Here is a 26,793-nt window from a genome sequence, read left to right on the forward strand (position 1 = left end):
TATAACCGATATGAATCTAAAAAACTATGTTCTTCTTGCTGCAGTAAGCCTAAGCATTAGCACCGGCTTTGCACAAAAAACAAAGAAAAATGCCGAACCTGCAAAAGTATGGTCGGTAGAGAAAGCCAATGCCTGGTATAGCGAGCACAAATGGCTAACCGGCGCAAATTATATTCCCGCTAATGCCATCAACCAGTTGGAGATGTGGCAGGCGGACACCTTTTCCCCTGATCTGATCGACAAAGAGCTGGGCTGGGCAGAAGATATAGGTTTTAATACCCTCCGAGTGTTTTTATACAGTAAAGCCTGGAGCCAGGATCCAGAAGGATTTAAAAAACGCATGGACCAGTTTTTAACCATTACTCAAAAACACGGCATCAAGCCCATGTTTGTGTTCTTTGATGATTGCTGGAACAAAACTTCTGCCATTGGCAAACAACCTGAACCAAAAACAGGTATCCACAATTCGGGCTGGTTACAGGATCCAGGTGATCCGGCTTTCAAAGAAGAGGCAAACTTCCCTGAACTGGAAAAATATGTAAAAGATGTGCTTAGCCATTTTGCGCATGACAAAAGGATTTTGCTCTGGGACTTATATAACGAGCCTGGAAACAGCGGAAAATTGGAAGCAACGATTCCTTTACTCAACAAAACCATCAGCTGGGCACGCGCTGTTAATCCCGATCAACCGATTTCAATTGGCTTATGGAGCTGGGGATTTGAAAAACTCAATGCCATACAGCTGGCTAACTCGGATATCGTAACCTATCACAATTATGAGGCGCCAGAGTGGCACCAGCGCACCATCGACCTGTTAAAGGCCAGCGGCAGACCATTGATCTGTACCGAATATATGGCACGATCACGCAACAGCCGTTTTTCCAATATCCTCCCAATGCTTAAAAATGAAAACGTTGGCGCCATTAACTGGGGTTTTGCTGCGGGTAAAACCAATACCAAGTATGCATGGGACACTCCGCTTGCCGATGGATCTGAGCCGATTGAGTGGTTCCATGAAATTTTTCAGCCCGATGGTACACCATACCGCCAGGACGAAGTTAACCTGATCAGGAAGCTCAACAACAAATAAATTGTATCAGTCTGAGGGATAATTTATTGCATAAAGATCAATTAAATGACAGGAGATATTCATGGAGATAAATCGCCTCACAGTATCGTCATTGCGAGAAGGCTTTTTCAGCCGACGAAGCAATCTTTATAGCAAGGATCGCGATCAGGAAAGATTGCTTCGTTGTCCCTCCTCGCAATGACGACCTCTCTACTGGCCCCTGTTAATAGTCACCTGTGGAAAGACATATATTATGACATTAATAAACCTAACCTTAACATACAAATCTTAAACCAATGAATAAAAAAGTATCTGTTTTCTTATCGCTGCTGGGGCTCTCACTTTCCCTATCCGCACAGCAGCAAGACAAATCGTGGAAGATGGTAAAAGGGAAAATCTCTTCACCATGGGCGCTGGATGTTAACCCTAAAAGTGTATTGCCAGAGTATCCCCGCCCACAGCTTGAACGTACCGGTAACTGGAAAAACCTGAATGGTCTTTGGGATTATGCCATTTCTGAAAAATCGCAGCGTCCGGCCATTAACCAGGGGAAGATTTTGGTTCCTTTTGCGGTAGAATCTGCACTTTCAGGTGTTGGTAAAACGGTTGGTAAAGACAGTTTACTATGGTATAAAACCGTATTTACGGTGCCTTCAAATATGAAAGGCAAAGAAATTTTGCTTCATTTCGGCGCTGTCGACTGGAGATCGACGATTAGCATCAACGGCAAAGAGGTTGGGAAACATGAAGGTGGTTTTGATCCTTTTAGTTTTAATATCACCTCATTTCTAAATAAAAGCGGCAACCAGACCTTAACTGTAGAAGTTTGGGATCCTACTGATGAAGGACCTCAACCAAGGGGTAAACAAGTGAAAAAACCTGAAGGCATCTGGTACACTCCGGTAACGGGTATCTGGCAAACGGTATGGATCGAGGCGGTAAATAAATCACATATCGATCACATTAAGATAACACCCGACATCGATCAGCAATCATTGGCTGTTACGCCGGTTTTAACGGGAGCAGCTTCAGGCGATCAGGTAAAAGTTTCAGCCTGGGATGGCACTACAAAAGTTGCCGAACAAACCGGTGATGGCAGTGGTGCGATTAACTTGAAAATTGCCAATCCAAAGTTATGGAGCCCTAAAAGTCCGTTTTTATACGACTTAAAAGTAGAGCTGCTTGCTAAAAACAAAAAGGTTGATGAGGTAAAAAGCTATTTCGCCATGCGTAAAAGCTCGATCGGTAAAGACCAGAATGGCATTCAGCGCATGTTATTGAACAATGAATTTGTTTTTCAGTACGGTCCGCTTGATCAGGGATGGTGGCCGGATGGTTTATACACCGCGCCAACCGATGCTGCTTTGAAATTCGATGTGGATAAAACAAAAGAAATGGGCTTCAACATGATCAGGAAACACATTAAGGTAGAGACGGCCCGTTGGTATTATTATTGTGATAAAGCCGGAATGCTGGTTTGGCAGGATATGCCGAGCGGCGATCTGGGCAATGGCTGGGAAAACCGTCCGGGTGTTTTAGACCATGGCTCGGATCAGAAGAGGACTGCTGAATCAGAAGGCTATTACAAAAAAGAATGGAACGCCATTATCGATGCACTTTACAACGTCCCTTCTATCGTGGTGTGGACTCCTTTTAACGAAGCATGGGGCAGTTTAAAACTGTAGAAATTGCCAAATGGACCAAGGAGAAAGATCCGTCAAGATTAGTGAATACGGCCAGTGGAGGTAATTTCCATCCGGTAGGCGATATTATCGACCTGCACAACTATCCGCATCCTGCAATGCCTAGCCCTGATTATTTTGGAAAAGAATATGCGTTGGTATTAGGTGAGTTTGGCGGTCTTGGTCTTCCAATCGATGGACACGTATGGCAACAGAAAAATAACTGGGGTTATCAAAGTTTCAAAAACAAAACTGATTTATTTAATAAATACGCTGAATTCACTAAACGCTTGGAACAATTAATTCCACTAGGACTTTCGGCCGGAGTTTACACCCAGACTACTGATGTGGAGGTAGAAACCAACGGTTTGATGACCTACGATAGGAAAGACATCAAATTCCCGGAACAACAGATGAAATCCTTACATGATAAATTATATCAGATTAACGTGCCGGTGCAGAAATAAAACGCTGTAAAATCTTCATCTCTACTGTGCTGCTCTTCTCTATCAATGATGGAATCCACTAGTGTGGTCGTCATTCTCGCGCATGCGGGAATCTTAAAGCGTTTGCATTACGATTCCCAATCGAGTTGGGAATGACGATCTCTTGTAGTCTAAAATTCTGACTAAAAAGCTGTCACTCATATTGATTTTTATACAATAAATTACCCTTTGAAATGGCGATTTTTTTACATAGCTATATTTAACAATAATGATGAGAAAAAAAATAAACTTTTCGTGGTATGCTGCCTTGGCGGTAATCGCTAAACTGCTCTTGACTACGACTGTTTTGCCGGCACAAACCGTAATAGAGCCTGTAATTGCCGGAGATTTTGCCGATCCATCTATTATCCGGACCAATAACCAGTATTATGCCGTGGGTACATCTTCGGAGTGGGCACCTCATTTTCCGATATACAGCTCAAAAGATCTGCTGAACTGGAAACAGACAGGTTATGTTTTTGACAAGGCACCTGCATGGACTTCGGGTTCGTTCTGGGCACCGGAGTATGATTATCATGATAAAACTTATTTCCTTTATTACACCGCGAGAAGGAAAAAGGACAATGTTTCTTGCATTGGGGTGGCCACTTCAAAATATCCGGATAAAGGTTTTGTTGATCAGGGTATTATTATCGATTATGGAAAAGAAGCGATTGATGCTTTTGTTTACCCCGAGGGCAATACGCGTTACATTACTTTTAAAGCTTACGGTTTGGATAAACGCCCTATTGAAATTTTGGCCTATAAGCTAACTAAAAACGGACTTAAAGTAGAGGGGGAACCTTTCTCTTTACTTAAAGACGATCAAAAGATTGGTTTGGAAGGGCAGAGCATCCTGAAAAAAGAGGGTTATTATTATCTGTTTTATTCGGCTGGAAACTGTTGCGGTGCGCAGTGTGATTATAATGTAAGGGTAGCCAGATCAAAATCTTTTGCCGGACCTTATGAGCTTTATGCTGCCAATCCCCTGTTAATGGAAAATGAATACTGGAAATGTTCAGGGCACGGCACATTTGTAAAAGCCGCAGGTGGAAAAGATTATTACCTCTACCATGCTTACAATAAAAAAACCAATGTTTTCTCAGGAAGACAAGGCATGTTAGCTGAATTGAGCTGGCCAGAGAAAAATGCATGGCCGGTTTTAAAAGAACAATCAGGCCCAACCCTTAACCGGGATTTGAAATTGAACTTTACCAAACCTGAAATCGATAAAAGATGGCAGTGGGATTTTAGAAACTCAACGCCCAAAATTTTGCAACAAAACGGGCAGCTTCATTTATCCGGGAACATCAGCAAAAATAATCTTTCAGGTATAGCTTTAACCGTAAGGCCATTTTCCGGAATTTTTGAAGCAACAACAACCGTAACAAATACCAATAACGCGCTAAAAGGTTTAGTGTATTATGGGGATGCAGGCTCGGCTGTTGGCATTGGCATATCCGGAAATGAAATAGAATTTTGGAAAGTAGAAAATAAAACCCGAACAGTGCTTTCAAAGCTGAAAGTGTCAGTAATCGTTCCCCTTGAGCTTAAAATGAAAACTGCTGATGATTTAAGCCTCATGGTATTTTTTAAGCAGGGAAACCAGGAATGGCAAAATATGCCAACTAAAGAAAAAATTACAATCAATTTTTTACCACAATGGGATAGAAGTCCGCGTATTGGTCTTCATTTTAATGGAAGCGTTAGTCAGGATGCTGATTTTTCCTCTTTTGAATTAAAGTATTGATTAATGTGCCCTCTGTTATATCATCTGATTGGTAATTCAATTTTTATAGTAAAAAAACAATGTGTCAGATGGTAACATCAGACACCACTAAGAAAAACTGAACCTACATTTCCAAAAAAGGAAAGTATTATGCCCTCGCGAGCCTATACTCATTATAACACATGATAATATTAAACCCCAGGAAAATGATTGCCTCCGAACTCACCTTCAGTCTACTGATATCAACACCTAGAATAGAAGAAATAAAAAGGGTGGAGAAAACCAGTATTGCGCTTAAAAAAATACTGATGAAGGCCGATCGCAGTAACATCGTGATCCTGAACAGGTTTTTCTGAAAGAAATATTCCGGATTCCGGATCATCTGTGCCAGATTGACCATGATGAAAAAGCCGATAACCAATACATAAATGTTCATGTAAGGTGTAGTACTATCCCAGGCCAGCAAGTTAAAATATCCTTTGGATGCAAAATAGGCAATAATGCCGAGGCAAATGAGGGTTTTAAAGACCATCCAGGTTTTTTTATCAGAAAATAAGAGGTATAATTTAGGATGTTTAAGGCTATCTATGCGGTCAGCAATTGCCAATAATTTTGCAGATGGAAGCACGAAGGGATTAAACATGCCTAACAATATAAGCATAATGGTACTCATAAACTGAAAAATGGCATCACTGATTAACCGGTCCATTTTTTCCTGATTAAGTACTGTGTCGTTCGAATAGGTAAATATTGATAACGAGATGAGTACAATAACCACAAGATGAAATAAAACGCCAGCATAATTGCTTAAAGCAGATTGATTTAATTGCTGGCCTTCGGTATTTTGCGGTTTGTTACCAGTTGAGAATTTAGCAGAGAGCGCTTTAAGCGAATCGGCTGTGCCTCTTGCCATCAGGGCAATGGCAAGAACAAAAACTCCGATGCCGATAATAAAACAGGCAATGCCCGCTGCCTCGAAGCTGTACAGCCCAAGGAGAAAAATAACCGTTCCAATGCTAAGCGCTACATGTTTGTACTTGATTTTAGTAAAACCATGCATATTGAGCAAAAGCCTATAAAACAGTCCAAATGCAGCGCCAATTGCAATGGCCATTAAGAGTTTTCCTGTGATATTTTCGGGCATGTTTCAGATAAAAGTAGCTATAACGGTTGTGGTTTTTTACGTCTGCAATGCCATCGAAAGTATAGGGAAGGGTTTTCCTGCTCCATCCATCTCACTCCGTTCGATGGTTACAAAACCGAGTTTTTCATAAAAGCCTACCGCCTGGTCATTCTGCTCATTTACATCGACCGTGTTGGCACCATGTTCTTTTTTCGCAAAATCAACCAATGTTTTGCCGTGTCCTTTTCCCCTGGCATCGGGGTGGATAAAAAGCATCTGGATAAATTCCCCATGTAAACCTATAAAACCCATGATCTCATCTTCAACTTTAATACAGTACAGTTGTACCTGATCAAAATATTCAGTTAAAATCAGCGAGCGGTAGGTGATAATGTCAGTTTCCGAAAGAAAATCGTGTGTTGCCCTAACAGAACTTTCCCAGACTGCAATCAGTTTTTCATAATCTTTTTTGCCTGCGGGTTCAATTAGTGCTTCTTTCATTCAGTGGATATCTAAATTATTTTAGTTTCCCATATTTAATTAGGAACTAGTTTTTAAACGTTAAATGTGATGAAAAGTTTGCGCACTAAGCGCTTTGGTTCATGGCCTTGGCTGAGCCGATCTCAGTTGGTCAGATAATATTGAATAATTAAAGCTTTAAGATTTTTTACCATTAAGAAGTTAAGTTAGTTAAGGGGAGGTATCGAGATATCAGTTCCATATCCGTCTTCCATTTTACATCTTCCATGTCACTACCTTAAGTTCATCTCCCACACTAATTATCCCAGCTTCCTGGTGCAGTAAATTCTGTCCGAACATGATTTTTTTGTCAATAGTGCGGTAACCGGCCAGTGTTCTCAGCGGTTCCTGTCCTTTTTCACCTGTTTGCTGATCAATGGTAATGAGGACACATCTTGCACAGGGTTTTGCCACCGAAAATAAAGTTTCGCCGATATAGAAAGTTTCAAAACGATCTTCAATATGTGGCTCTCCGCCTGTAAACACAAAGTTGGGACGGAAACGGTCCATCTTTATCGGGCTTTCGAGTTTTTCGTTTAGTCCATCCAAAGAAGACTGACCAATGAGCAGGCAGGGATAGCCATCGGCAAAACTCACCACTTCGTTATTCGATGCATACTTAGGATCAACCATCCTCTTCTCCGATACCGGCATTTTTACCAGTTTTACGCTAAACTTCAGGAAATCAGAAAACCAGTTGCTTACCTCACTATTTACTTCAATACCTACAGCTGCATCATTCCAGATTACCACGGGTATGTGTATACCATTATCTTCCTGCAGATCAAAAGATATGCTTTGGCTGGTATTTGTTTTATGTGATATGATCAGCCTGCCATCATTGATATTCACCGCCAGCAAGGCCAGTTCGAAATATTTTCTTTGTGTGATAAACATTCCTTCCTCATCAACAAGCATCCATCTCCTGTCATATTGCAGGCCTTTTTCTTCTAACTGGGCTTTTTTTAGACTAATGCCGCCCAGGGATTTAATGGGATAGATATGTAATTCGGAAAGGAAAAAAGTATTCATGTGGTCAATTGTTATAAAATTTCAATTCCTTTTTGTTCGAAGGTTTCAAAAATCTGTGCATTGATCATGCTTTTGGTCACATCAGCCTTTGAAATATCCTTACACCAGAAATAAATGTTGATTTTGCTGTTGAGTTTGCTCACCGGACTGATCATGATCACCGGTTCTTTGCTGATAAACACATTAGTGTTTTCGCCTATAACTTCCCGGATCAGGTTGACCACATCAGTGGTATTAAATGGCTTGGCGATCGATATGGAAATGTTTACGCGCATCTGGTTATTGCTCAGCGTCCAGTTGATGATATTGTTGGATAGGATGGCGCCATTTGGAATGATGATTTCTGCCCCTCCTCGCTAAGCAGCGTACTGGCACGCACGCCGATTTCTTTAACCCTCCCTTTTTTATCGCTCAGTTCAACGATATCACCTATACGGATCGTTTTATCAAAAATGAGGATGATGCCCGAAACAAAATTGCTCACGATATTCTGTAGCCCCAGCCCGATACCCACACCCAAAGCACCCAGGATCACGGTGATTTTATCGATAGGAAGGCCTGATGCCGCAACAGCGATCAAAAAGCCACCAATCAGCAGCACCAAACGGGTAACCAGGAGTTTCGAACGTTCTCCTTTATTATCATCAAAGCTGTCATCTCCGGTATCGCCGAAGAAATAGGCAATGTATTTCTGCAAGAAATTGGCAATCCAGATAATGCCCAGAAAGAGCACCACACCACCGAAAGTGAAAGAGAAACTGCCGATAACTCTTTTTTCGGTCAGGATTTCCATCACCGATTCATAAAGCCCGTTAAAAATATTCAGGTTGGTGGTAAATATCACAAACCAGATAATGGTAGCACCGATACCGGTAAGTTTTTTCAATCCCGCAACCACGGGTTGCCAGTCAAAATATTCGGGAAAGCCTTTGCGGATCCTGCTGCTTTTCATCTGCAATAAAAAAGCCTCAACCAGCACTTTGGCCAGGATGGTCAATGAAATCGCATTTAACAAAGAGCTTACTCCGGTAGAATAGAAAATCTGCGTAAGGGTAAAACGGCCAAATAGATTGCAAAAGGTAGCAATAACCGCAAATCCTGTATAGATAAATCCGGTGAAAAGAATCATCCGGTATCTTTTTGTTTTTTCATCCAGCATTTTCCAGACCATAATACCATAGGCTACCGAACTTATGGTTAAGAAAAGCAGAAGCCAGCGCTGGTACCTTGGCGGCATGCCCAAAAGGCGGAGAAAAACCGGGGCAAGCAGCAGTACCACAAAAATGCACCAATAATAAAATAACCTTTTACCTAGCCTTTTTCGGAAAAAGGCAGTAAGCAATATAGCCAGTATCACCTGTACCGTTTCTATATAAAGTGCCGGGGCCCTGAGGTCGAAGATTGGGGCAAGGGTAAAGAGGGTAATAAAAGTAATCAGGTAGGGGTGAGGACTGATCAGCGAAAAGCCGTCAAGGGTTTCTAAGCGGCCACGCTGTTTCATGCTCCTGAAGTTGAAAAATACCCAAAAGAAAAATACGGCGCAGGTAAAAAGTAAAAGAAGCCGGCTGCTGCGGGTGTAAACAAAATAATAGCCTGATATTTCCTGTTCGCCTTTAATAAACTTTCGGAAGCCCATGCTTTTATTGGCCGGTTTGTTTACCGGTTCCCAGAGGTAACGGCGTTCCTTGCCAAAAGCCTTGATGCTAACCGTCTCTAATTGACTATCGGTAAGGTACATCAGTTCCTTAATATTGATCAGGTTGGCTGAAGTCCGCGCCTGAAAATTGTTGATCGTTGAGGTCGTATTTTTAAGCAGGCTGTCCATTACTACCCGTTTTTTCCCCAGTTCGGTAAACTGATCCTTGAACAAAACACGCACCGTGGGCGAGGTAAATAATTTAATCAGGACGGTATCTTTGCGCAGGTTAAGGATTTCGGTTTTCAAAGCCCGCAGGTCCTTTTCATATTCATCGAGATCAGCAAGGCAGTCTTTGTTGTTGCTCCGAAGCTCTTCGAGTAAGGTCTGGTCCATTTGCAGGTTTTGCAGGTTCAAAGTGCGGTCACTCTGCGTCAAACGGCTTTTAAGCAGGGCCAGTGCAGCTTCATCCTGCGTTAAATGTGCTGCTATAGGTTTTAATTTCTTAAAAGAAGCCACGGTAACCGGTACCTTGTTTACGGTTTCGAATACTTTTTCCAGATGGGCAAGGTAATCGCCTTTGGTCAACGTTGCCGAGTCTGCAAGTATCGATACATCCTGGCCCTTAACAGCCTGACTGTTTTTCTGGGCAAATAAGTTACCCGCAAAAAGCAGTGTAAAGAAAATTAATAATGTATGGGTGATCGGAAAAGGTCTTCTGATAATCATTGATTTGAACAGTATGAATGTGCCTTAATAAAAACGCATTGCTCAAAAATAGGGATTAGATTTGGTTTTATTTCTCCCTCACAAGGCGATTGTGATAACATGGAATCTCTTGAATCAAAATTAATGCCTTTCTTGCTTGAGATTAACTAATTTTCATCAACATTTAGCAGCGTTTACTGTTTAAATATCAGTGTTAGCCAAATGATAATTATTTAACGAACCGACCGATGAATAAATTGAGCATCTACTATATTACAATATTGTTTTTAACAATTCTTTCAACAGCCGCATCTGGGCAAAGTACCCGGCGATTGGTAAAGGATTTTGATCACGACCTCAAAAAAGATACCGTTTACATTAACAGTGATACCAAAACATTAGTATGTAAACTTTCCAGTCAGAAATTCAATAAAATCGAAAGCCAGAGAATCTGGAAGCTCAATTTTGGCAATACCCTGGTTGCCCTTAAAGACGGTTTCGAGTTTTGGAACGACTACGGCCGATCAGGCTTTATAAGCACCTTTGCTTACAACAAGAAAGAGAAAAAAATGCAGCTGGTAAAGATGAAACGGACGGATTATGAGGTGAGTGGTACCTATTCAGGAGAAAACGGGGGAACATCGAACGTAAACCTGTTGACCAATAAATATACTGCTCATTTTAGGGTGGTGCGTAATAAAAAGGTGGTCGAACTGCCTGTGATTCAAAGAGAAATGGTTTTTCCTAAAACCTACCTGCAGACCTTTAGTGATGATATTAATTTTGACTATGAGCAAAAATGCGTTGCCTTGTATGATCAGTATCAGGCAAAGAATAAATAACACAATCGTTTCTGTAGTTCGGGCAATAGCCATTTCTGGTCATCCAGTTGCTGGTAACAACGGTTCTGTTAGGTTGCGAGAAACCTATCTATCGAAATAACTTTAAAAAAAGTTTCACCAAAGTAATTTCACAAATATTCCTAAACAGCATAAGTCAAGCTGGTGTTCTTATAATCTTTACTTACAACACGAGCGCCAAAAATAAAGTAGCAACTAACTGATAAAAATCTACAAAACGATACTCCGCATAGGTGAAAAAATCTATATCTTCCGTTATCTGGTGCCCCAAATCGAGATTCAGGGCAGTACTACCAACCGAGCGGAATTCCTCCAACTCCTTAGCATCCATCAAAACCAATAAATATTCCTCAGCTGACCGCTGACCGTTTTCCAGTGAAGTATCCCTAAGACAGTTTACTGGTTTGCATAATCGGCAAAGTATTCCCCGCTACCGTAGCACGCCCGGTAACCTGCTTAATCTTGTCCTTACCATAAAAATCAAAAACCACCTTTTTCTCCTGCTCATTTTCCCGCTCAAAAATTCTTTTGATAATCGAAACATACTGCTTCTGCCAACCAAGCTTCTCCATATCTGTATCCCAAAAAATCGTTTTTCTAAAAAGGCTCAAATCCGGACGATACTTCAATTGCTCCTTCTTGATTTCCAACATGATATTATAATAAGCCTGGAGTAAATACATCGTACCCTCCTCAAAACCCGAAGCTCTGTCAATCTTCAGGGAAACCTAAGTAGTCAACGCTCGCCTTCCTTTTGTAATAGCCGTAATCGTCTGCGGATACTCTGGCAACGCAAAAGGACCCTTTTTTAGCTTCCTTTTCTTCAGTTCACGATCCAGAATCAAACCTGCATGTATCCCTTTATATTTTTCTATCAACATCTCCATACTGTTTGCACCAATTTTCGCTTATTTTTAAATTTGTTGATAAATTGGACTAACCAATTAATTTGACCCCGTTACACCATTGTTAATTACGTGTAAGAATCTTTAAAAGAAGTCCGTTGTAACAAAATTATTTTTGGTGAGGTGGGGTCGATTTCATTGGTTTGTCCAGTAAGGTTGAAAAAACTGAAATTTCAGAATTAGCGACGCAGGCAGACCTTGTTTTATTACGGAGCGAGTCTGTTCCTTGCTCCTTAAATCTGGTAGACCTGATGAGCAGGGGAGTCAAGCACTTTTACTTTGATGTCACCATGATTTTAAAAATGATACCGACTTTTTAGGGCCAGCATCTGAAAATGCCCATCTTAGGGGCGAAGCCTTTTTAGAAATGATGTATTCTCATAAAGGAATTTCTCCCATTTGGGAGCCTTCAATTCCCCCGCTTAGCGAGTCGCATCAAAAAAGACAGTTCAAAACATTAATTAATAATATCAAAAAAACATGAGCCTTAAATTCTATTCTGTTGTTTTCTTACTTGCGATATTTCCCTGTTTGTGTTTTTCACAACTATCCAGGCAGCAACTGCGAAACCTGGTAGCGTTTTCTAAAGCGCTGGGGTATGTTCAATATTTCCACCCTGCGGATGAGGCAAAACTTGGAATTTGGGACGATGTGGCGATAAACGGCAGTAAGATGATGCTGGAGGTAAAAAATGATCAGGAGCTCCTACAAAAATTGAAGTCGATTTTTTTGCCTATAGCGCCGTCCGTTCAATTTTCTGACAATGCGAAAACGATCAGTTTTGAAAAAAAGAACATTAATCCATCGGATGAAAAAGATTTGTTGCCCGTATTCTGGCAACATCTGGGGTTCAACCTTTACAGTGGGGTTATGGAAAGACCGTATTATAGCATCCGGGTAAACCGTAGTTCGCCGTTCGAGCAAAGAAATCAATACACGGCCAATATTACCGGAAAATATGATGTTAAAAAATACCGTGGCCTTCCTTTTGAATTCCGGGTTTATGCCCAGGTTCAGGACAGTACATTTAGTTTGCCGCTATCGCTGGGTATTTCAGGCGAGCAGCCGTTGAGCAAAAGTGTGGTACTTGATAAGTCGGTTGGAAAAGATTATGTCTTTACCGGCAAGATTGGGGACTCCACAAATTATATGGTTTTTAAGCTCAATACAAATCTGGGCATCCCGATGTCCCTGGGGAAAGCGGAATTCACGGTTATCCAAAACGGCCAAAAAGTTAAGCCCCTGGAGATAAATGACCAGAAGGAAGAATTAAAAAATCAGGTAATCAGCCTTGAAGTGAAGTCGACAGACGTTCCCCTTTTCAATGAAAAGCTACATTTTGGAGAGTATATCAAAACTGAACTGGTCAGGGGCATCCACTTCCTGATGCCTTTGGTAGTTTTGGGAAATGAGCGCAAAACTTTTCCAAGTGCCAACGAAATCAGCGGTACCTTATCAGATTCCCTGACCAGAACGCTGAATAAAGACTATTATGGTGGTAGTGCTTTCACTTTTCCCGAGGTAAGGCTAGCCGATGTAATCATCCTCTGGAATATCCTCAGACATTCCTACCCCTATTGGCAAGACGTTAAAGTGCCCGCCGGGCGTATATTGGAAAAAGCATTAGCTGATGCCGCTATCCCGCAGTCGCAGGAACGGTTTGTACAGAATATCAGGAAGATGACGGGGTACTACAACGATGCCCATATGTTTGTTGTCGCCAAAGGTATAAATGACAGCCTCTACGGACCACCGATTGCCCTGATTAAGATTAAGAAAAAAGTCGCTGTCAAGGACGTGCTGAGTAAGGCTTCTCCTTATGGTCTTTCTCCAGGGGATATCATTGAGGAGATTAATAATCGACCGGTCAAAAGCTTATTGGATTCACTGATGGACTACAGTTCGGGCTCACCGCAGATGAAAACACTTTTAGCGTTAAACAATGTCCTTGGCAGCGATAAACCGGGGAATATCACCCTTAAGATCAGGCGGGGCAACGTGGTTGCTAGAACGGAATTGCAGCGTAATGAGCCCGTTAAATTTTTAGTGCCGGGTAATTCCGGTTACCTGAAACGGCCCAATGGTTGGTTAAACCCCTCCGTCTATTATTTTGACCTTACAAGAAATTCCCTGAACGCAGATGGTTTTAAGGAGTTAACCAAAGCAGCCAATATCATCTTTGATCTTAGGGGTTATCCTTTTAACCAAACAGCGAGTGACAACCTCATCGAAGCCATCATTACGAAAAAATTAGAGGTATCCCGGATGTTCATCCCGGAAATATTATATCCTGATTTTAAAAAGGTAAATTTCCTTCCCTTGACAGAACGGTACAACCCTTCCCCCGCTAACCATCTCAATGGAAAATTAATATTCCTTGCGGATGCTTCGGCTCAAAGTGCGGCTGAGTCAATACTTGGACTGATAAAAGACTATCACCTGGGAACAATAGTCGGTACCCCGACATCTGGGACAAACGGCGATGTGAATATTGCATATCTGCCGGGAAAGCTGACGGTATATTTTACAGGGATGCTGGTCAAAACTTCCAATGGCAAAAAACACCATTTGAAAGGGATAAAGCCTGATGTCTATTGTGAACAGTCCGTTGAGTCTGTCAAGGCGAGGCAGGATCTGGTATTGCAGAGAGCGTTGTCCCTTATCCGGTGAAAAGAAATTTTAATTTCGAATACTGCTAAATTATGTGTTATATTCTGTTTGATTTAATAAATATAACCCGATATTTCCATAAACTGGAGGGTTTTGCCGGAGCGCTAAAACCTGTAGCGAATTGCATTGATATGCATTTCTTTAATTTTTGGTCTTTAATAAAATCTAAAGTCTTTGGAAATTCCGGATGTCCGCGCTTGTGCGCTAATGGTTTTCGACAGCTAATCGAACCAGTTATGGAGCGGGGGCCTGTTTTCTCTTGAATTCACTTGGCTTCATGCCATATTTAGATTTGAATACGGTAGAAAAATAATTTGGAGAGGAAAACCCAACCATATAGGTGATTTCTGCTATCGTATACCTTTCATTTATCAATAGAAATTTTGCTTTTTTTAGTCTTCTGTTGATGATGTAATCTGTAACGCTGCAATCGAGTAAAGCTTTTACTTTCCTATACAGCTGTACCCTTGAAACGCCCAAAGCTTTACTGATTTCATCTACACTGAAGTTTTCATTTCCCAGGTTCTGCTCCACCAAACCGGAAAAATCATTTATAAATTTTTTATCCAAACTTTTTGAAATAGGTTGCCTGTTTCCAGAACTTATATCACTTGTGTAATGTGACTTTAGCAACAGCCTGTTCTTCATCAGGTTTCTTACCCTTGCCAGTAAATATTCATAATTGAAAGGTTTAACGATATAGGCATCTGCCATACTCTCAAAGCCATTAATCTGCTGTTCTACGCTGCCCTGTGCGGTGAGCAGAATGATGGGGATATGGGATGTACGAATATCGGATTTGAGTTTTTCTGTAATTTTTTTTCCTGAAACATCCGGCAGTACCACATCGCAGATGATCAGATCGGGTACCTGCCCGTAGGCAGATGTGATTCCGCTCTCTCCGGTATTTGCAATAAATACCTCGTACTGATCATCGAGTTTTTCAGCAAGATAATGCAGGAGGTCGGGATTGTCTTCGATTATCAATACCGACCTTTCCTTTAATTCATACAACAAATCATGACTCTTTTCCCTATTTACATGCTCTAGTTCGCTTGTATAAATTTTTGCATTTTCATAAAGTTCTTCTCTTTTCGTCTCTTGGTGTGTATGCTTTTCATCTTCTCGAAGATGTGAGGATCCAAGGGGCAGGGTTATTGTAAAGATAGTGCCATGCCATTTCCTGCTTTCTACAGTTAAGTCTCCATGTAAAAGGTTCATCAGTTCTTTCGAAAGGGAAAGGCCCAATCCTGATCCTTTTCTTGCGTTCGGGTCTGCCTGGTAAAAATGTTCAAATATATGGAGGGCTTCTTCCTGATCCATTCCGGGTCCATTGTCCTCCACTTTAACATAGATATGGGAATCGTCTTTACTCACCGTAAGATGAACTTTTCCATTGGCAGGTGTAAATTTTAATGCATTGGATATCAGGTTGAAAATAACCTTATCAAACATATTCGCGTCAAACCATACTGTTACATCCGATTCTTTACTGAAGAGTCTAAGGTCTATGTTCTGTTTTTTTGCAGCGAGCTGAAAGGTCTCAATAATGTCTGAAATGAAATTTGTCAAATTATTCGATGTCGATCTGATGCGCATCTTACCATGTTCAATTTTCCTGTATTCAATAAGCTGGTTAATCAGTCGCAACAGCCTGAAAACGTTTTTATTGATCAGCTTCAGGTTTTTTCCTGCAAGCGCATTGATTTTTTCATTATTAATTAGATCTTCCAGCGGGGAGAGGATCAGGGTTAAGGGCGTGCGGAATTCATGAGAGATATTGGTAAAGAAGTTTAGCTTCGCCTCAGTAGCCTCTTTAGCTTTTTCTGACATCTCAATAAGCTTATTTCGCTGATCAAGGATCTCAACATTATTTGCTTCCAGGTTTTTGTTGATCTTTCTGTTTTCCAGAAGGGAGAAAAATGCCAGCCCGCCAAAAACCACAGAGAGTACCAGGGTAACAACTGTTACATTCAATATAACCTGCTGATTCTCGAAAAGAGAACGCTGCTCGGAAAGAAGGGCCTGCTGGCGCTCAATATCTCTCTGCTGGCTGCTAAATTTGTTCCACTGCAATTTCATCAGCTGCACGTTCGATGAATCTATCACCAGAGACTGAAGTATGTTTTCTTTGAGTACAGGTTCTTTTCCAAGGATATGGAATGCTGCAGATATCGCCTCTTTACCTCCTGTGGGATAGAGCATGCTCGCATCTATAAGCTTACTCTCAATCATCTGTAGCCCACCACCCTGTCCGGGCAGGGCGTCAATACCTACAATGGCTATCTTCTTTTTTATTCCGAGTTTATACAATGCTTCCCTGGCCGCGGAGGCCATCTGGTCGTTGTGCGCAAAAATCAGGTCCGTTGCATCGAGTGCATTTCGCATCTTTAAAAGTTCGCGCTCTGCGTGCGATTTCAGCCAATCTCCATAAATCTGATTCGTAATTCTAATATTACTGGATTTTTGGAGCCCTTCGGCGAATCCTCTCTGACGCTCTATTGTAGGAGAGGAGCCGGGAAGTCCCATGATTTCCATAATATTGCCTTTCCCTTTAAGCAAACCGGATACATACTGCCCAGCCATCTTGCCAATCTGGTAATTGTCTGCACCTACATAAGCAGTATAGGCCGAAGATGATGTTTTCCTATCGATAACAACTACAGGAATGCCACTATTATAGGCCTGTTCTACGATTGGAGTAAGTGGCCGGGCTTCGTTAGGCGATATAATCAGCAGATCAACATTCATCTCTAATAGCTCGCGCACCTGGGAGATCTGTTTGCTGCTACTGTTGTTCGCATCCCTGTACACCAATTTAACGCCCGGGTGCAACGAGAGCTCTATCTTCATCTCCTCTAACATAGTTTTTCGCCAAAGATCTGAGCCCACACACTGTGAAAAACCAATTACATATTCTGTTTCTTTTTTCTTTTCACCACAACCCCAGAGCATAGCGGTGAACATGATTAAGGTAAATATTTTATAAGGAAGGTGAAATTTCGCGCCCATGTTCATCATTCAAGTAAAGGGAGTGACTGACTTCCCGGTAATATCTGGTTAGGATACTTTATAACAATTCTTTCTAAAGGTAATGAAATTTGAAAGTTTTAAAAAATGAAGCCTATCGGGTAATCAAACCGAGTTTGCCTGCGATGTATCAAAATCTTAATGATGATGTATAGAAACTATAACCCATTCAAAAAGTTAAGTCGATTTTTATTTTAATTATCTATTAATCAGGTTGTTATGTTTTGTGTTGGAATTGTATTTTTTTGAAACAAATTTGTTGTCCTTCCTTCCTGTTTTTGACCAATTTGCAATCCTTAACCAATAATAAACCCTTATGAAAAAACATTCCGTCCTGGCTTGGTCCATGGTCGTAGCCCTAGGAGGCTTTCTGTTTGGATTCGATACAGCCGTTATATCAGGGGCTGAAAAATCCATTCAACAGTTTTGGAACCTTTCGGCATTTGCTCACGGGCTTACCATATCCATTGCACTCATCGGTACAGTAATCGGCTCTTTGGTAGGATCCCGTCCATCTGATTATTTCGGAAGAAAGAATACCCTCTATTTTGTTGCTGCAGCGTACCTGTTCTCCTCACTTGGCACTGCGCTTGCGGATAACTGGTACATATTTTTGGTATTCCGTTTTCTTGGAGGTTTAGGGGTAGGCATTTCATCGGTTACTGCCCCCATTTATATCTCGGAGGTATCTCCGGCACATAGAAGGGGCAGGCTTGTGGGCCTTTTCCAGTTCAATGTCGTTCTGGGGATATTAATCTCCTATCTTTCCAACTATCTGTTAAGCCAGGCAGGAGAGGCTTCATGGAGATGGATGCTGGGTGTTCAGGCATTTCCCTCGATGATATTCCTGGTTCTGATCTACTTTATTCCTGAAAGCCCAAGATGGCTTATACTTAAGCGTGGTGCATACGATAAAGCATTGGAAATACTGCGCATCATAAATCCGCTAAACTGCAACGAAGAGCTCGCCGCTATACAGAAGTCTGGTCAGGATATGCTACAAGATAAATCTTCGGATGGACTTTTTTCAGGGAAGTACAACAGACCCGTTATCCTGGCCGTGCTATTTGCCTTTTTTAATCAGGTATCTGGAATAAATGCCATTATTTATTATGCTCCCAGAATTTTTGAAATGGCAGGGCTCGGTGCACATTCTTCACTTTTATCCACTGTTGGTATTGGAATGGTGAATTTCATATTTACACTTCTTGCAATTAACATTATAGATAAAGTTGGCAGAAAAAAACTGATGCTGATCGGCTCTTTCGGTCTGATCATCTCTCTTGGACTTGTTGCTATTGCATTTCTGGGAGGTTCATCCAGCGGATTTGAGATCCCAATTTATGTCATGCTCTTTATTGCTTTCTTCGCTTTTTCGCAAGGGGCGGTTATCTGGGTATTCATTTCCGAGATTTTCCCAAATCAGGTCAGGGCAAAGGGGCAAACACTCGGCAGCTCTACCCACTGGGTAATGGCAGCACTAATTGCATTCTGCTTTCCCTATCTGGCAGAATCATTTGGAGGGGCAAACATATTTTTCTTTTTCGCTGCCATGATGTTACTGCAGCTGCTATTCGTTTGGAAGATGATGCCTGAAACAAAGGGGAAATCCCTGGAGCAGATAGAGACCGGAATCGTAATGCACTAAATAAAAAAGAAAGACAAGAATATGATCACACCTGCTATATGCTTTGGCGAAATATTATGGGATGTGCTGCCTGACGGGCGCATGCCGGGTGGTGCACCGCTAAATGTTGCCTATCACCTCAATAAGCTTGGATTGTCCAGTAGTATCATCAGTAAAATCGGAGATGATGAAAACGGAGTGAAACTGGAACGTTTGCTTGATGGTTGGCATATTAACAAAAGCCTCCTTCAGCGCGATACAATTCACCCTACCAGTGAAGTGATTGCCCGTGTGAGCAGTAGAAATGAGGTTTCCTATGAAATCGTGTTTCCCGTAGCATGGGATTTCATCGATCACCAGTTCATGATCGATAATGCACTGAAGTCATCCATATATTTTGTATACGGAAGCCTGGCCTCCAGAAATACGCTTTCCAGAGAAACGTTGTTTAAATTCCTGGAAAGTGATGCAATAAAGGTATTTGACATCAATCTGCGCCCCCCTTTCTTTGATAAGAGCCTTTTAGCAAATTTAATGGAACGGGCAGATATAGTAAAATTTAATGAGTCGGAGCTACAGATGGCCCAGATTCTTTTCGGTGGAAGTTTCATAAATGAGTTAGAGCAGGTCCGTTTTATTCAGGAACGCTTCAGTGTGCCAGAGGTAATCGTAACTAAAGGTGAATTCGGGGCTTCCTATTACAGGATGGATCAATCCTACCATGCCTGGGGATCCGAGGTGAAAGTGAATGATACCATTGGCAGTGGTGATTCCTTTCTTGCTGCCTTCATTGCCAGTCATCAACTGGGCCTTCCACCAAAAACCATTATCAAGAATGCCATCGGGATGGGCGCATTTATCGCTACCAAAAAGGGTGGCTGTCCGGAATATGAAATTGAAGAATACGAAAAGTTTATTGACGAAATATTTTAACTAACCATAACACTAACCAAATCTGAATTTTTATGAGAAAAATTTTCCTTACCTGGCTTTTTGCCTGTATGGTAACAGGCCTGGCATTTGGCCAGACCAGGGTAATCAGCGGCGTTGTCACCGACAATGAATCCCTTCCCCTGGAGGCTGTGACCGTAGTGATCGTTGGTACCCAAAAAACGGTGACCACAGATGCCAAAGGTATTTTTAAAATTGAAGCGTCTGCCGGACAGTCGCTCAGGTTCATCTATATCGGAGCTGAATCAGTGACCATTCCCATTACTGCAGAATCGGCCAATCTTAATATCAAGCTCGACATCGCCATCAATAAGCTCAACGAGGTTGTGGTAACGGGCTATCAGAAGGAACGCAAAAAAGACATCACCGGAGCGGTTAATGTAGTTGATGTTGCAAAAATCAAAGACATACCCTCTGGTAATGCGGTTAAGTCACTTCAGGGCAGGGTTCCGGGGGTACTGATTACTACCGACGGCTCTCCAACCGGTCAGGCAACTGTAAGAATCCGCGGCATTGGAACCCTTGGCAATAACGATCCGCTTTACGTGATCGATGGCGTGCCAACCAAAAATGGACTTGAACAATTAAACCAGAATGATATTGAATCTATTCAGGTGCTTAAAGATGCGTCTTCAGCTACTATTTATGGTTCGCGTGCTGCGAATGGAGTAATAATCATTACCACCAAAAAGGCAAAAAAGGGATATTCAAAAATCGACTTTAATGCCTCAACCTCTATCCAGAACTACGCAACTAAGCTTAAAACACTTAATGCCGAGGAAAGGGGCCGTGCCTATTGGCAGGCTGCGGTAAACGATAAGGCCAACCCTAATAATAACCAGATCTATCAGTACGACTGGAACAATAACTTTAACAATCCAGTTCTCAACCGGGTGATTTTCCCTGAATATATCGATGCGGCAAAGACCATGAAAGCTGCAGACACTTACTGGTTTGATGAGATCGCACAGAATTCAATCATTCAATCCTACGATGCAGCCCTTTCCAATGGCGGGGAAAAGGGAAATAGTCTTTTTTCAGTAGGTTATTATGATAATAAGGGCATCGTAAAGGAGTCAAGAAGTCAGAAATATACGGCAAGATTCAATTCCGATTACAATTATCTTGATAACAAGCTAAAGATCGGTGAAAATTTCTCGGCAAGCTACATCAAAAATGCCCAGATCCCTGCCAGCGATATCCTTTTTGCCTCACTCGTACAGCAACCTATTGTTCCGGTGCATACCGTAAACGGAGGTTGGGGAGGCCCTGCAGCAGGAATGACCGATAGACAGAACCCGGTTAGACTAATAGAAGACAATAAGCAAAATACCTATAATTTTTACAGGTTCTTTGGAAATGCATATGCGGATTACCAGATCATTCCCGGACTAAACTTCAGGACAAATTTCGGTGTAGATTATAACGGTAGCTATCAGCGCCTGTTAAAGAAATCATATGTTTCGGGCTTTTTGGCCGATCCTGCAAACCAGGTTAGCAATTCTCAAACCTATCAGGGCAATATCATCTGGCAGAATACCCTTAACTATAAGATCACCAAGGATAAACATAACCTGGAGATACTCGCAGGTCAGGAATACATCAAGAACATCAGTCAGGAGTTTTCTGCAAGCAGACAAGGGCTGGCGCTTGAAAATATCGACTACGCCTACCTCAACGCAGGTACCACAAACACCCTCAACGGGGGAAGCGGGGCCGGAAACAGGCTATTGTCTTATTTCGGTAAGGTCAACTACAGCTACAACGACCGTTATATCGCCTCTGTTACCTTAAGGAGAGATGGCTCTTCGCGTTTTGGTAAGGATAACCGGTACGGTACTTTCCCTGCTTTCTCACTAGGTTGGAGAATGAGTGAAGAAAAGTTTATAAAGGATATGGGGCTGTTTTCTGATCTAAAACTCAGGTACGGTTGGGGCCGCTCTGGTAACCAGGAGATTCCCAATAATGCTACACGCTCGTTATACTCTGCTATCTACGGGACAGACCCTACCTGGGACTTTGATAAAGGAACTGCATATGATGTTACAGGCGCAGGTACAGGTCAGCTGCCCTCTGGTTTTACCCTTATCCAACAGGGCAACGACAACCTGAAATGGGAATCACTAAGAGAGTCGAATTTTGGTTTGGACTTTGGTTTATGGAACAATAAGCTTACTGGTTCTGTTGATTATTTTATTAAGAAAACCTCAGATATTCTAATCAGCCCGGCTTACCTGGCTGTACTTGGAGACGGAGGGAACAGTTACAGCAATGGGGCTTCGCTTCAAAACAAAGGGCTTGATGCCATTCTTACCTATGAAGATAAAATTGGTAATGATTTTAGCTTCAGCCTGACAGGTAATTTTTCGCTCTACAGGAACAAGGTAACTTATCTGCCTAAAGATGTGCTGGCTTCCTATCCTGGCAATGGAACGGATAAAAATGTACTCGGTAGGCCCATAAATTCATACTTCGGATATGTTGCTGATGGCCTCTTCACCTCACAGGCAGAGGTTGATGCTTATGCCAGCCAGCCTGGAAAAGGGTTAGGCAGGATTAAATATAAGGATCTAAACAACGATGGGGTGATTAATGACCTGGACAGGGAATTTATTGGCGACAATAGCCCAAAATTTACCTATGGTCTTAATGTATCCCTAAGTTATAAGAATTTTGATATGAGTTTTTTCCTTCAGGCCATCAATGTGGACGTGGTGAATGATTTTAAGACCTATACCGATTTTTCTTCACTTTGGACGGGTACGAACTGGGGCAGCAGAACACTTGATGCCTGGAGTCCTTCAAATCCCGGCTCTACCATTCCAGCGTTGACGCTTGTTGACCGCAATAATGAAGGAAGGTTCTCTACTTACTTTATTGAAAACGGAACTTATCTCAAGCTGCGTAACCTGCAGGTTGGCTATAATCTTAAAAAGGCACTCAATATGAAAATACAGAACTTCAGGATATTTGTTCAGGGCAGCAACCTGTTTACCATAAAGAGCAAATCTTTTACCGGCACTGATCCTGAGATTCCCAATTATGGATTTCCTGTGCCAGTTGTGGGTACCCTTGGGGTAAATATTACATTGTAAAATTAGATATATCAAAAAATGAAAAAATTAATATATACATTCGCATTCTTTGCTACTTTGTTCTTCTCATGCGAAAAAGCCCTTGATGAGCCAGCACAGGGTGTGGTTTCAGGAGATGATCTGAATACTCCGGAGAATATCGATAAAATGGTCATTGCGGCTTATTCAGCACTTGGAAACGATCACTATACCTCTCCATATTCAAGCATGTGGCCGTATGGAAGCGTTCGTGGCGGAGACACCTATAAAGGAGGAGATGGCCCTGGCGACTTGTCGGAATTTCATCTGTTCGAGACATTTTCCCTTAACAGACCTGATAACGGACTTATCGATCAGCTGTGGTTCAGGTTATATGTAGGGATAGGACGGGCGAACGATGCGCTCAGAAGGGTGGATGCCATCTCAGCCAGTGATTATCCTAACAAAGTTCAGCGTCAGGGAGAACTTCGCTTTTTAAGAGGTCATTTTTATTTTCTGCTCAAGATACTTTTTAAATATGTTCCCTTTATCGATGAGAATACACCAAAGGCAAACTACCCTACGATTTCAAACAGAGCATTGAGCAATGATGCCCTTTGGACAAAGATTGCAGATGATTTCAGGGCGGCCGCTACGGCCTTGCCGGTAGACCAGGCAGATAAGGGCAGGGTAAACAGAAATACGGCGAAAGCATATCTGGCCAAAGTGCTGTTGTATCAGGCCTATACCCAAAGCGAAAGCAATGGAGTAAGTAGTATTGATGCTTCGAAATTAAATGAGGTAAACACTTTATGCGATGAGATCATCGCATCAGGGAAATTCAGCCTGAGTGCAGATTTTGCCAACAATTTTTTAGCTGCTTCTGATAACGGTCCTGAATCTGTTTTTGCCATCCAGTATTCAAAAGATGATGGTACGCCAAAGGGTAGACTGGATTATGGGCATGCGCTTAACTATCCGATGAATCAGGAATATGGATGCTGCGGCTTTAATGTGCCCAGCCATGATCTGATCAATGCTTTTAAAACAGGAGCCGATGGTTTGCCTCTTTTTTCTACCTACAACAATACAGATGCGGCGGCTTCTCTCGACTTTCAGAGCAGTTCATTCGATCCAAGGCTTGATCATACCGTGGCCAAACCAGGTGCACCATTTAAATATAAGCCAACATTTGTATTCCAGCGCTCATGGTCAAGGGCGCCCGCTATTTATGATGCATTTGCCAGCATGAAAGAAGCTGTGCTTCCTGATGATGCTTCTTTTCAGAAAGTCCCGCCATTTATCGGAAGTTCTAAAAACTGGGAGATCATCCGCTACTCAGATGTGCTGTTATGGAAAGGAGAAGCGCTGATAGAACTGGCACGGCCACTGGAAGCTGTTCCTTTGATCAACCAAGTTAGAAACCGGGCAAACCTAAGTCGTGGCCAGTTGAAAAATGCAGCAGGAAACCCAACTTCAAATTATAACGTTCAGCTTTACCAACCTGGGGTAAACTGCAACTGGACTCAGGATTTTGCAAGGCAGGCACTAAGATTTGAAAGAAGACTTGAGTTTGCTACAGAAGGTTATCACTTTTTTGATTTGGTTAGGTGGGGCATTGCTGCACAGACTATTAACGCTTATTTTACGGTCGAAAAATCAAGGGTTGCCCATCTCTCGGATGCCAGGTTTACGGCCGGAAGGGATGAATATTTCCCGATTCCATTAAATCAGATTAACTTTAGTAGTGGCGTTTACAAGCAAAATAATGGATGGTAGCATTTTAAAAGAGGCTGTGTCAAAAGGATAAATTTAAGAATTGTTAAAGAATTAAATTTGGGATATTCGTCATTCTCACGTAGGTGGGAGTCTTAAAGCGTAAAAAAATAAATATTAAGCGCATTAAGATACCCAGTTAAGCTGAGCATGACGACTTTCTGAATATTACTTTGTTAATCAATCAAGAACATGCTTTTTTGATACAGTCTCATTTGCTAAAAATTAAATAACAAATCATGAAAAACAAATTCATAAGAACGGCTATCTTTTTACTTTGCAGTCTATTTTCTATTGGTGCAAATGCTCAATCTGCAGGAGGCGAAAAATACCGGCCGGCTTTCCATTTCTCACCAAAGGCTCATTGGATGAATGATCCTAACGGAATGGTGTATTATAATGGCGTTTACCATCTTTTCTTTCAGTATCATCCCGGGGGTACAACCTGGGGGCCTATGCACTGGGGACATGCTACAAGCCGAGATTTATTTACCTGGGAAGAAAAACCTATAGCACTCTATCCGGATAGTTTGGGGACAATTTTTTCGGGAAGTGCCGTAATCGATAAAGACAATACCGCAGGATTCGGGAAGAACGCCATGGTGGCAATATTTACGCACCATAACCAAAAGATAGAAGAGGCCAAAACCGGCTTGCATCAATACCAGAGTATAGCTTACAGTAAAGATGAGGGCGAAACCTGGACTAAATATAAGGGAAATCCTGTGCTTCCAAACCCCGGGATTACCGATTTCAGGGATCCAAAGGTGATGTGGTTCGAGCAGGGAAAAAAATGGATCATGACCCTGGCTACAAAGGACAGAATTACTTTCTACTCCTCCCCAGACCTCAAAGCCTGGAAACGCGAAAGTGATTTTGGGGCCAGCCTGGGTGCCCATGGTGGGGTATGGGAATGCCCGGATCTATTTTCACTAAAAAGTAATGGTAAAACGGTTTGGGTACTTTTAGTCAGCATCAATCCCGGAGGCCCTAACGGAGGTTCTGCAACCCAGTACTTTACAGGAAGCTTTGATGGTAATAAATTCGTGCCCAATTCTACTCAACAAAAATGGGTGGATTACGGTGCCGATGATTATGCTGGGGTTACCTGGTCTAACACCGGCGACCGGAAGATCTTTCTTGGCTGGATGAATAACTGGCAGTATGCCAACCAGGTGCCCACCAAAACCTGGCGGGGTGCTACCACAATCGCCAGGGAACTATCTCTTGAAAGTGCCGGGAACGAGTATTATCTTCGTTCAATGCCTGTAAGGGAAATCTCTCCACTGTTAAAATCCGTGTACAAAGTAACTAATGTTTCTATTGGTAAGGAGCTTGATCTCTCTTCTCATATTAAGCCCCTGAATGGAAAGTTCAAAATCGACCTAAGTCTCGCAAAATCAGAAAAGGTGGATATTGTTTTTGAAAACCGTGACGGAGAGCAGCTCATTATTGGGTATGATGAAAAGAACAACAATTTTTTTATCGACAGGACGCGTTCTGGTGATACATCCTTTGAAAAGGGATTTGCTAAAAAACACATTGCTCAAAGGATTTCAAAATCCAAAAATTTAAAATTTAGCATAATTTTCGATGAGGCCTCAGTAGAGCTTTTTTCGGATAATGGATTGACGGTGATGACCGATATATTTTTCTCACACAGTTTCTGGGATACGCTCAAGATCCGCACCTCTTCAGATATTAAATTGAGTGACATATCGGTTTGGACGATTGATTTGAAAAAAAGGGGAAGATAACGGGCATAAAAAATAGACAGGTATCATTCCCTTATCTGTTCAACGCTGCCTCGGTTAAGATGATTATTAAGAAAGGACAAGCTTTAAGCTTGTCCTTTTTGCTAACCGGAATTTAGGTGTAATCAGTCTATGAAAAAATTGATTATATCTAAAAAATCCAATTCCTATGAGCAATCTAGAG

General features: G+C 41.9%; 18 protein-coding genes. 11 read left to right on the top strand and 7 right to left on the bottom strand.

Features of this window, described 5'->3' with window-relative positions:
• The first annotated feature begins 10 nt into the window (after positions 1 to 10).
• From H9L23_RS02025 to H9L23_RS02035, 4 genes are all read left to right on the top strand, one after another.
• Positions 11 to 1,090, top strand: a complete 1,080-nt coding sequence (locus H9L23_RS02025) for a glycoside hydrolase 5 family protein (protein WP_187593430.1) — start codon at positions 11 to 13, stop codon at positions 1,088 to 1,090.
• Between the two features lie 275 nt (positions 1,091 to 1,365).
• A complete protein-coding gene (locus H9L23_RS02030; protein ID WP_246474815.1) occupies positions 1,366 to 2,754 on the top strand; it encodes a glycoside hydrolase family 2 protein in 1,389 nt (462 codons plus the stop codon).
• Positions 2,733 to 3,218: a hypothetical protein gene (locus H9L23_RS26465; protein WP_246474816.1), complete on the top strand. Its 486-nt coding sequence runs from the start codon at positions 2,733 to 2,735 to the stop codon at positions 3,216 to 3,218. The genes H9L23_RS02030 and H9L23_RS26465 overlap by 22 nt, the downstream gene beginning before the upstream one ends.
• 247 nt (positions 3,219 to 3,465) lie before the next feature.
• Positions 3,466 to 4,986 carry a glycoside hydrolase family 43 protein gene (locus H9L23_RS02035; RefSeq protein WP_187593431.1) on the top strand — a complete coding sequence of 507 codons (1,521 nt, stop codon included), beginning with the start codon at positions 3,466 to 3,468 and terminating at the stop codon, positions 4,984 to 4,986.
• Positions 4,987 to 5,113: 127 nt separating this feature from the next.
• Here the strand turns inward: H9L23_RS02035 and H9L23_RS02040 are convergent, their stop codons facing one another.
• The 5 genes from H9L23_RS02040 to H9L23_RS02055 all read right to left on the bottom strand — a co-directional run bounded on the left by H9L23_RS02040 (position 5,114) and on the right by H9L23_RS02055 (position 10,004).
• Positions 5,114 to 6,109, bottom strand: a complete 996-nt coding sequence (locus H9L23_RS02040; protein WP_187593432.1) for a hypothetical protein — start codon at positions 6,107 to 6,109, stop codon at positions 5,114 to 5,116.
• A gap of 36 nt (positions 6,110 to 6,145) precedes the next feature.
• A complete protein-coding gene (locus H9L23_RS02045) occupies positions 6,146 to 6,589 on the bottom strand; it encodes a GNAT family N-acetyltransferase (RefSeq protein WP_187593433.1) in 444 nt (147 codons plus the stop codon).
• Positions 6,590 to 6,823: 234 nt separating this feature from the next.
• Positions 6,824 to 7,639 carry an MOSC domain-containing protein gene (locus H9L23_RS02050; protein WP_187593434.1) on the bottom strand — a complete coding sequence of 272 codons (816 nt, stop codon included), beginning with the start codon at positions 7,637 to 7,639 and terminating at the stop codon, positions 6,824 to 6,826.
• Between the two features lie 11 nt (positions 7,640 to 7,650).
• On the bottom strand, positions 7,651 to 7,914 hold the full coding sequence (locus tag H9L23_RS26470; protein ID WP_394355231.1) for a hypothetical protein: 264 nt from the start codon (positions 7,912 to 7,914) through the stop codon (positions 7,651 to 7,653).
• Between the two features lie 11 nt (positions 7,915 to 7,925).
• On the bottom strand, positions 7,926 to 10,004 hold the full coding sequence (locus H9L23_RS02055) for a mechanosensitive ion channel family protein (RefSeq protein ID WP_246474817.1): 2,079 nt from the start codon (positions 10,002 to 10,004) through the stop codon (positions 7,926 to 7,928).
• Positions 10,005 to 10,231: 227 nt separating this feature from the next.
• Between H9L23_RS02055 and H9L23_RS02060 the strand changes: the two genes are divergently transcribed.
• Positions 10,232 to 10,825 carry a hypothetical protein gene (locus tag H9L23_RS02060; protein WP_187593435.1) on the top strand — a complete coding sequence of 198 codons (594 nt, stop codon included), beginning with the start codon at positions 10,232 to 10,234 and terminating at the stop codon, positions 10,823 to 10,825.
• A 404-nt stretch (positions 10,826 to 11,229) separates the two neighbouring features.
• On the opposite strand, the gene H9L23_RS26475 is transcribed toward H9L23_RS02060, so the two are convergent.
• Complete coding sequence (locus tag H9L23_RS26475; RefSeq protein WP_246474818.1) at positions 11,230 to 11,496, bottom strand: DUF6922 domain-containing protein; 267 nt, start codon at positions 11,494 to 11,496, stop codon at positions 11,230 to 11,232.
• A 732-nt stretch (positions 11,497 to 12,228) separates the two neighbouring features.
• Between H9L23_RS26475 and H9L23_RS02070 the strand changes: the two genes are divergently transcribed.
• Positions 12,229 to 14,418 (top strand): S41 family peptidase, encoded by a 2,190-nt coding sequence (locus H9L23_RS02070; protein WP_187593436.1) that lies wholly within the window; start codon positions 12,229 to 12,231, stop codon positions 14,416 to 14,418.
• Between the two features lie 234 nt (positions 14,419 to 14,652).
• Here the strand turns inward: H9L23_RS02070 and H9L23_RS02075 are convergent, their stop codons facing one another.
• Positions 14,653 to 17,430, bottom strand: a complete 2,778-nt coding sequence (locus H9L23_RS02075) for a substrate-binding domain-containing protein (RefSeq protein ID WP_223191029.1) — start codon at positions 17,428 to 17,430, stop codon at positions 14,653 to 14,655.
• 334 nt (positions 17,431 to 17,764) lie between these two features.
• Between H9L23_RS02075 and H9L23_RS02080 the strand changes: the two genes are divergently transcribed.
• The 5 genes from H9L23_RS02080 to H9L23_RS02100 all read left to right on the top strand — a co-directional run bounded on the left by H9L23_RS02080 (position 17,765) and on the right by H9L23_RS02100 (position 26,612).
• The gene (locus H9L23_RS02080) at positions 17,765 to 19,096 is read left to right on the top strand and encodes a sugar porter family MFS transporter (RefSeq protein ID WP_187593437.1); all 1,332 of its coding nucleotides are present in this window, start codon (positions 17,765 to 17,767) and stop codon (positions 19,094 to 19,096) included.
• 21 nt (positions 19,097 to 19,117) lie between these two features.
• Entirely contained in the window at positions 19,118 to 20,008 is an 891-nt protein-coding gene (locus H9L23_RS02085; protein ID WP_187593438.1) for a carbohydrate kinase family protein, read from the top strand.
• Between the two features lie 32 nt (positions 20,009 to 20,040).
• Positions 20,041 to 23,121, top strand: coding sequence for a SusC/RagA family TonB-linked outer membrane protein (locus tag H9L23_RS02090; protein WP_187593439.1), 3,081 nt, complete (start codon positions 20,041 to 20,043; stop codon positions 23,119 to 23,121).
• An 18-nt stretch (positions 23,122 to 23,139) separates the two neighbouring features.
• Positions 23,140 to 24,858: a RagB/SusD family nutrient uptake outer membrane protein gene (locus H9L23_RS02095; RefSeq protein WP_187593440.1), complete on the top strand. Its 1,719-nt coding sequence runs from the start codon at positions 23,140 to 23,142 to the stop codon at positions 24,856 to 24,858.
• A gap of 236 nt (positions 24,859 to 25,094) precedes the next feature.
• Positions 25,095 to 26,612: a glycoside hydrolase family 32 protein gene (locus H9L23_RS02100; protein WP_187593441.1), complete on the top strand. Its 1,518-nt coding sequence runs from the start codon at positions 25,095 to 25,097 to the stop codon at positions 26,610 to 26,612.
• Positions 26,613 to 26,793 lie beyond the last annotated feature (181 nt).

Origin of the sequence: Pedobacter roseus, assembly GCF_014395225.1 — a bacterium.
GTDB classification, from domain to species: domain Bacteria; phylum Bacteroidota; class Bacteroidia; order Sphingobacteriales; family Sphingobacteriaceae; genus Pedobacter; species Pedobacter roseus.

Bases quoted from the DNA above. Each gene is read 5' to 3' on its own strand.
- H9L23_RS02085 (WP_187593438.1), top strand. From the start codon at position 19,118: ATGATCACACCTGCTATATGCTTTGGCGAAATATTATGGGATGTGCTG.
- H9L23_RS26465 (WP_246474816.1), top strand. From the start codon at position 2,733: ATGGGGCAGTTTAAAACTGTAGAAATTGCCAAATGGACCAAGGAGAAA.
- H9L23_RS02070 (WP_187593436.1), top strand. From the start codon at position 12,229: ATGAGCCTTAAATTCTATTCTGTTGTTTTCTTACTTGCGATATTTCCC.
- H9L23_RS26475 (WP_246474818.1), bottom strand. From the start codon at position 11,496: ATGTTGGAAATCAAGAAGGAGCAATTGAAGTATCGTCCGGATTTGAGC.
- H9L23_RS02055 (WP_246474817.1), bottom strand. From the start codon at position 10,004: ATGATTATCAGAAGACCTTTTCCGATCACCCATACATTATTAATTTTC.
- H9L23_RS02100 (WP_187593441.1), top strand. From the start codon at position 25,095: ATGAAAAACAAATTCATAAGAACGGCTATCTTTTTACTTTGCAGTCTA.
- H9L23_RS02040 (WP_187593432.1), bottom strand. From the start codon at position 6,109: ATGCCCGAAAATATCACAGGAAAACTCTTAATGGCCATTGCAATTGGC.
- H9L23_RS26470 (WP_394355231.1), bottom strand. From the start codon at position 7,914: ATGCGCGTAAACATTTCCATATCGATCGCCAAGCCATTTAATACCACT.
- H9L23_RS02050 (WP_187593434.1), bottom strand. From the start codon at position 7,639: ATGAATACTTTTTTCCTTTCCGAATTACATATCTATCCCATTAAATCC.
- H9L23_RS02090 (WP_187593439.1), top strand. From the start codon at position 20,041: ATGAGAAAAATTTTCCTTACCTGGCTTTTTGCCTGTATGGTAACAGGC.
- H9L23_RS02045 (WP_187593433.1), bottom strand. From the start codon at position 6,589: ATGAAAGAAGCACTAATTGAACCCGCAGGCAAAAAAGATTATGAAAAA.
- H9L23_RS02030 (WP_246474815.1), top strand. From the start codon at position 1,366: ATGAATAAAAAAGTATCTGTTTTCTTATCGCTGCTGGGGCTCTCACTT.
- H9L23_RS02035 (WP_187593431.1), top strand. From the start codon at position 3,466: ATGATGAGAAAAAAAATAAACTTTTCGTGGTATGCTGCCTTGGCGGTA.
- H9L23_RS02075 (WP_223191029.1), bottom strand. From the start codon at position 17,430: ATGGGCGCGAAATTTCACCTTCCTTATAAAATATTTACCTTAATCATG.
- H9L23_RS02060 (WP_187593435.1), top strand. From the start codon at position 10,232: ATGAATAAATTGAGCATCTACTATATTACAATATTGTTTTTAACAATT.
- H9L23_RS02025 (WP_187593430.1), top strand. From the start codon at position 11: ATGAATCTAAAAAACTATGTTCTTCTTGCTGCAGTAAGCCTAAGCATT.
- H9L23_RS02095 (WP_187593440.1), top strand. From the start codon at position 23,140: ATGAAAAAATTAATATATACATTCGCATTCTTTGCTACTTTGTTCTTC.
- H9L23_RS02080 (WP_187593437.1), top strand. From the start codon at position 17,765: ATGAAAAAACATTCCGTCCTGGCTTGGTCCATGGTCGTAGCCCTAGGA.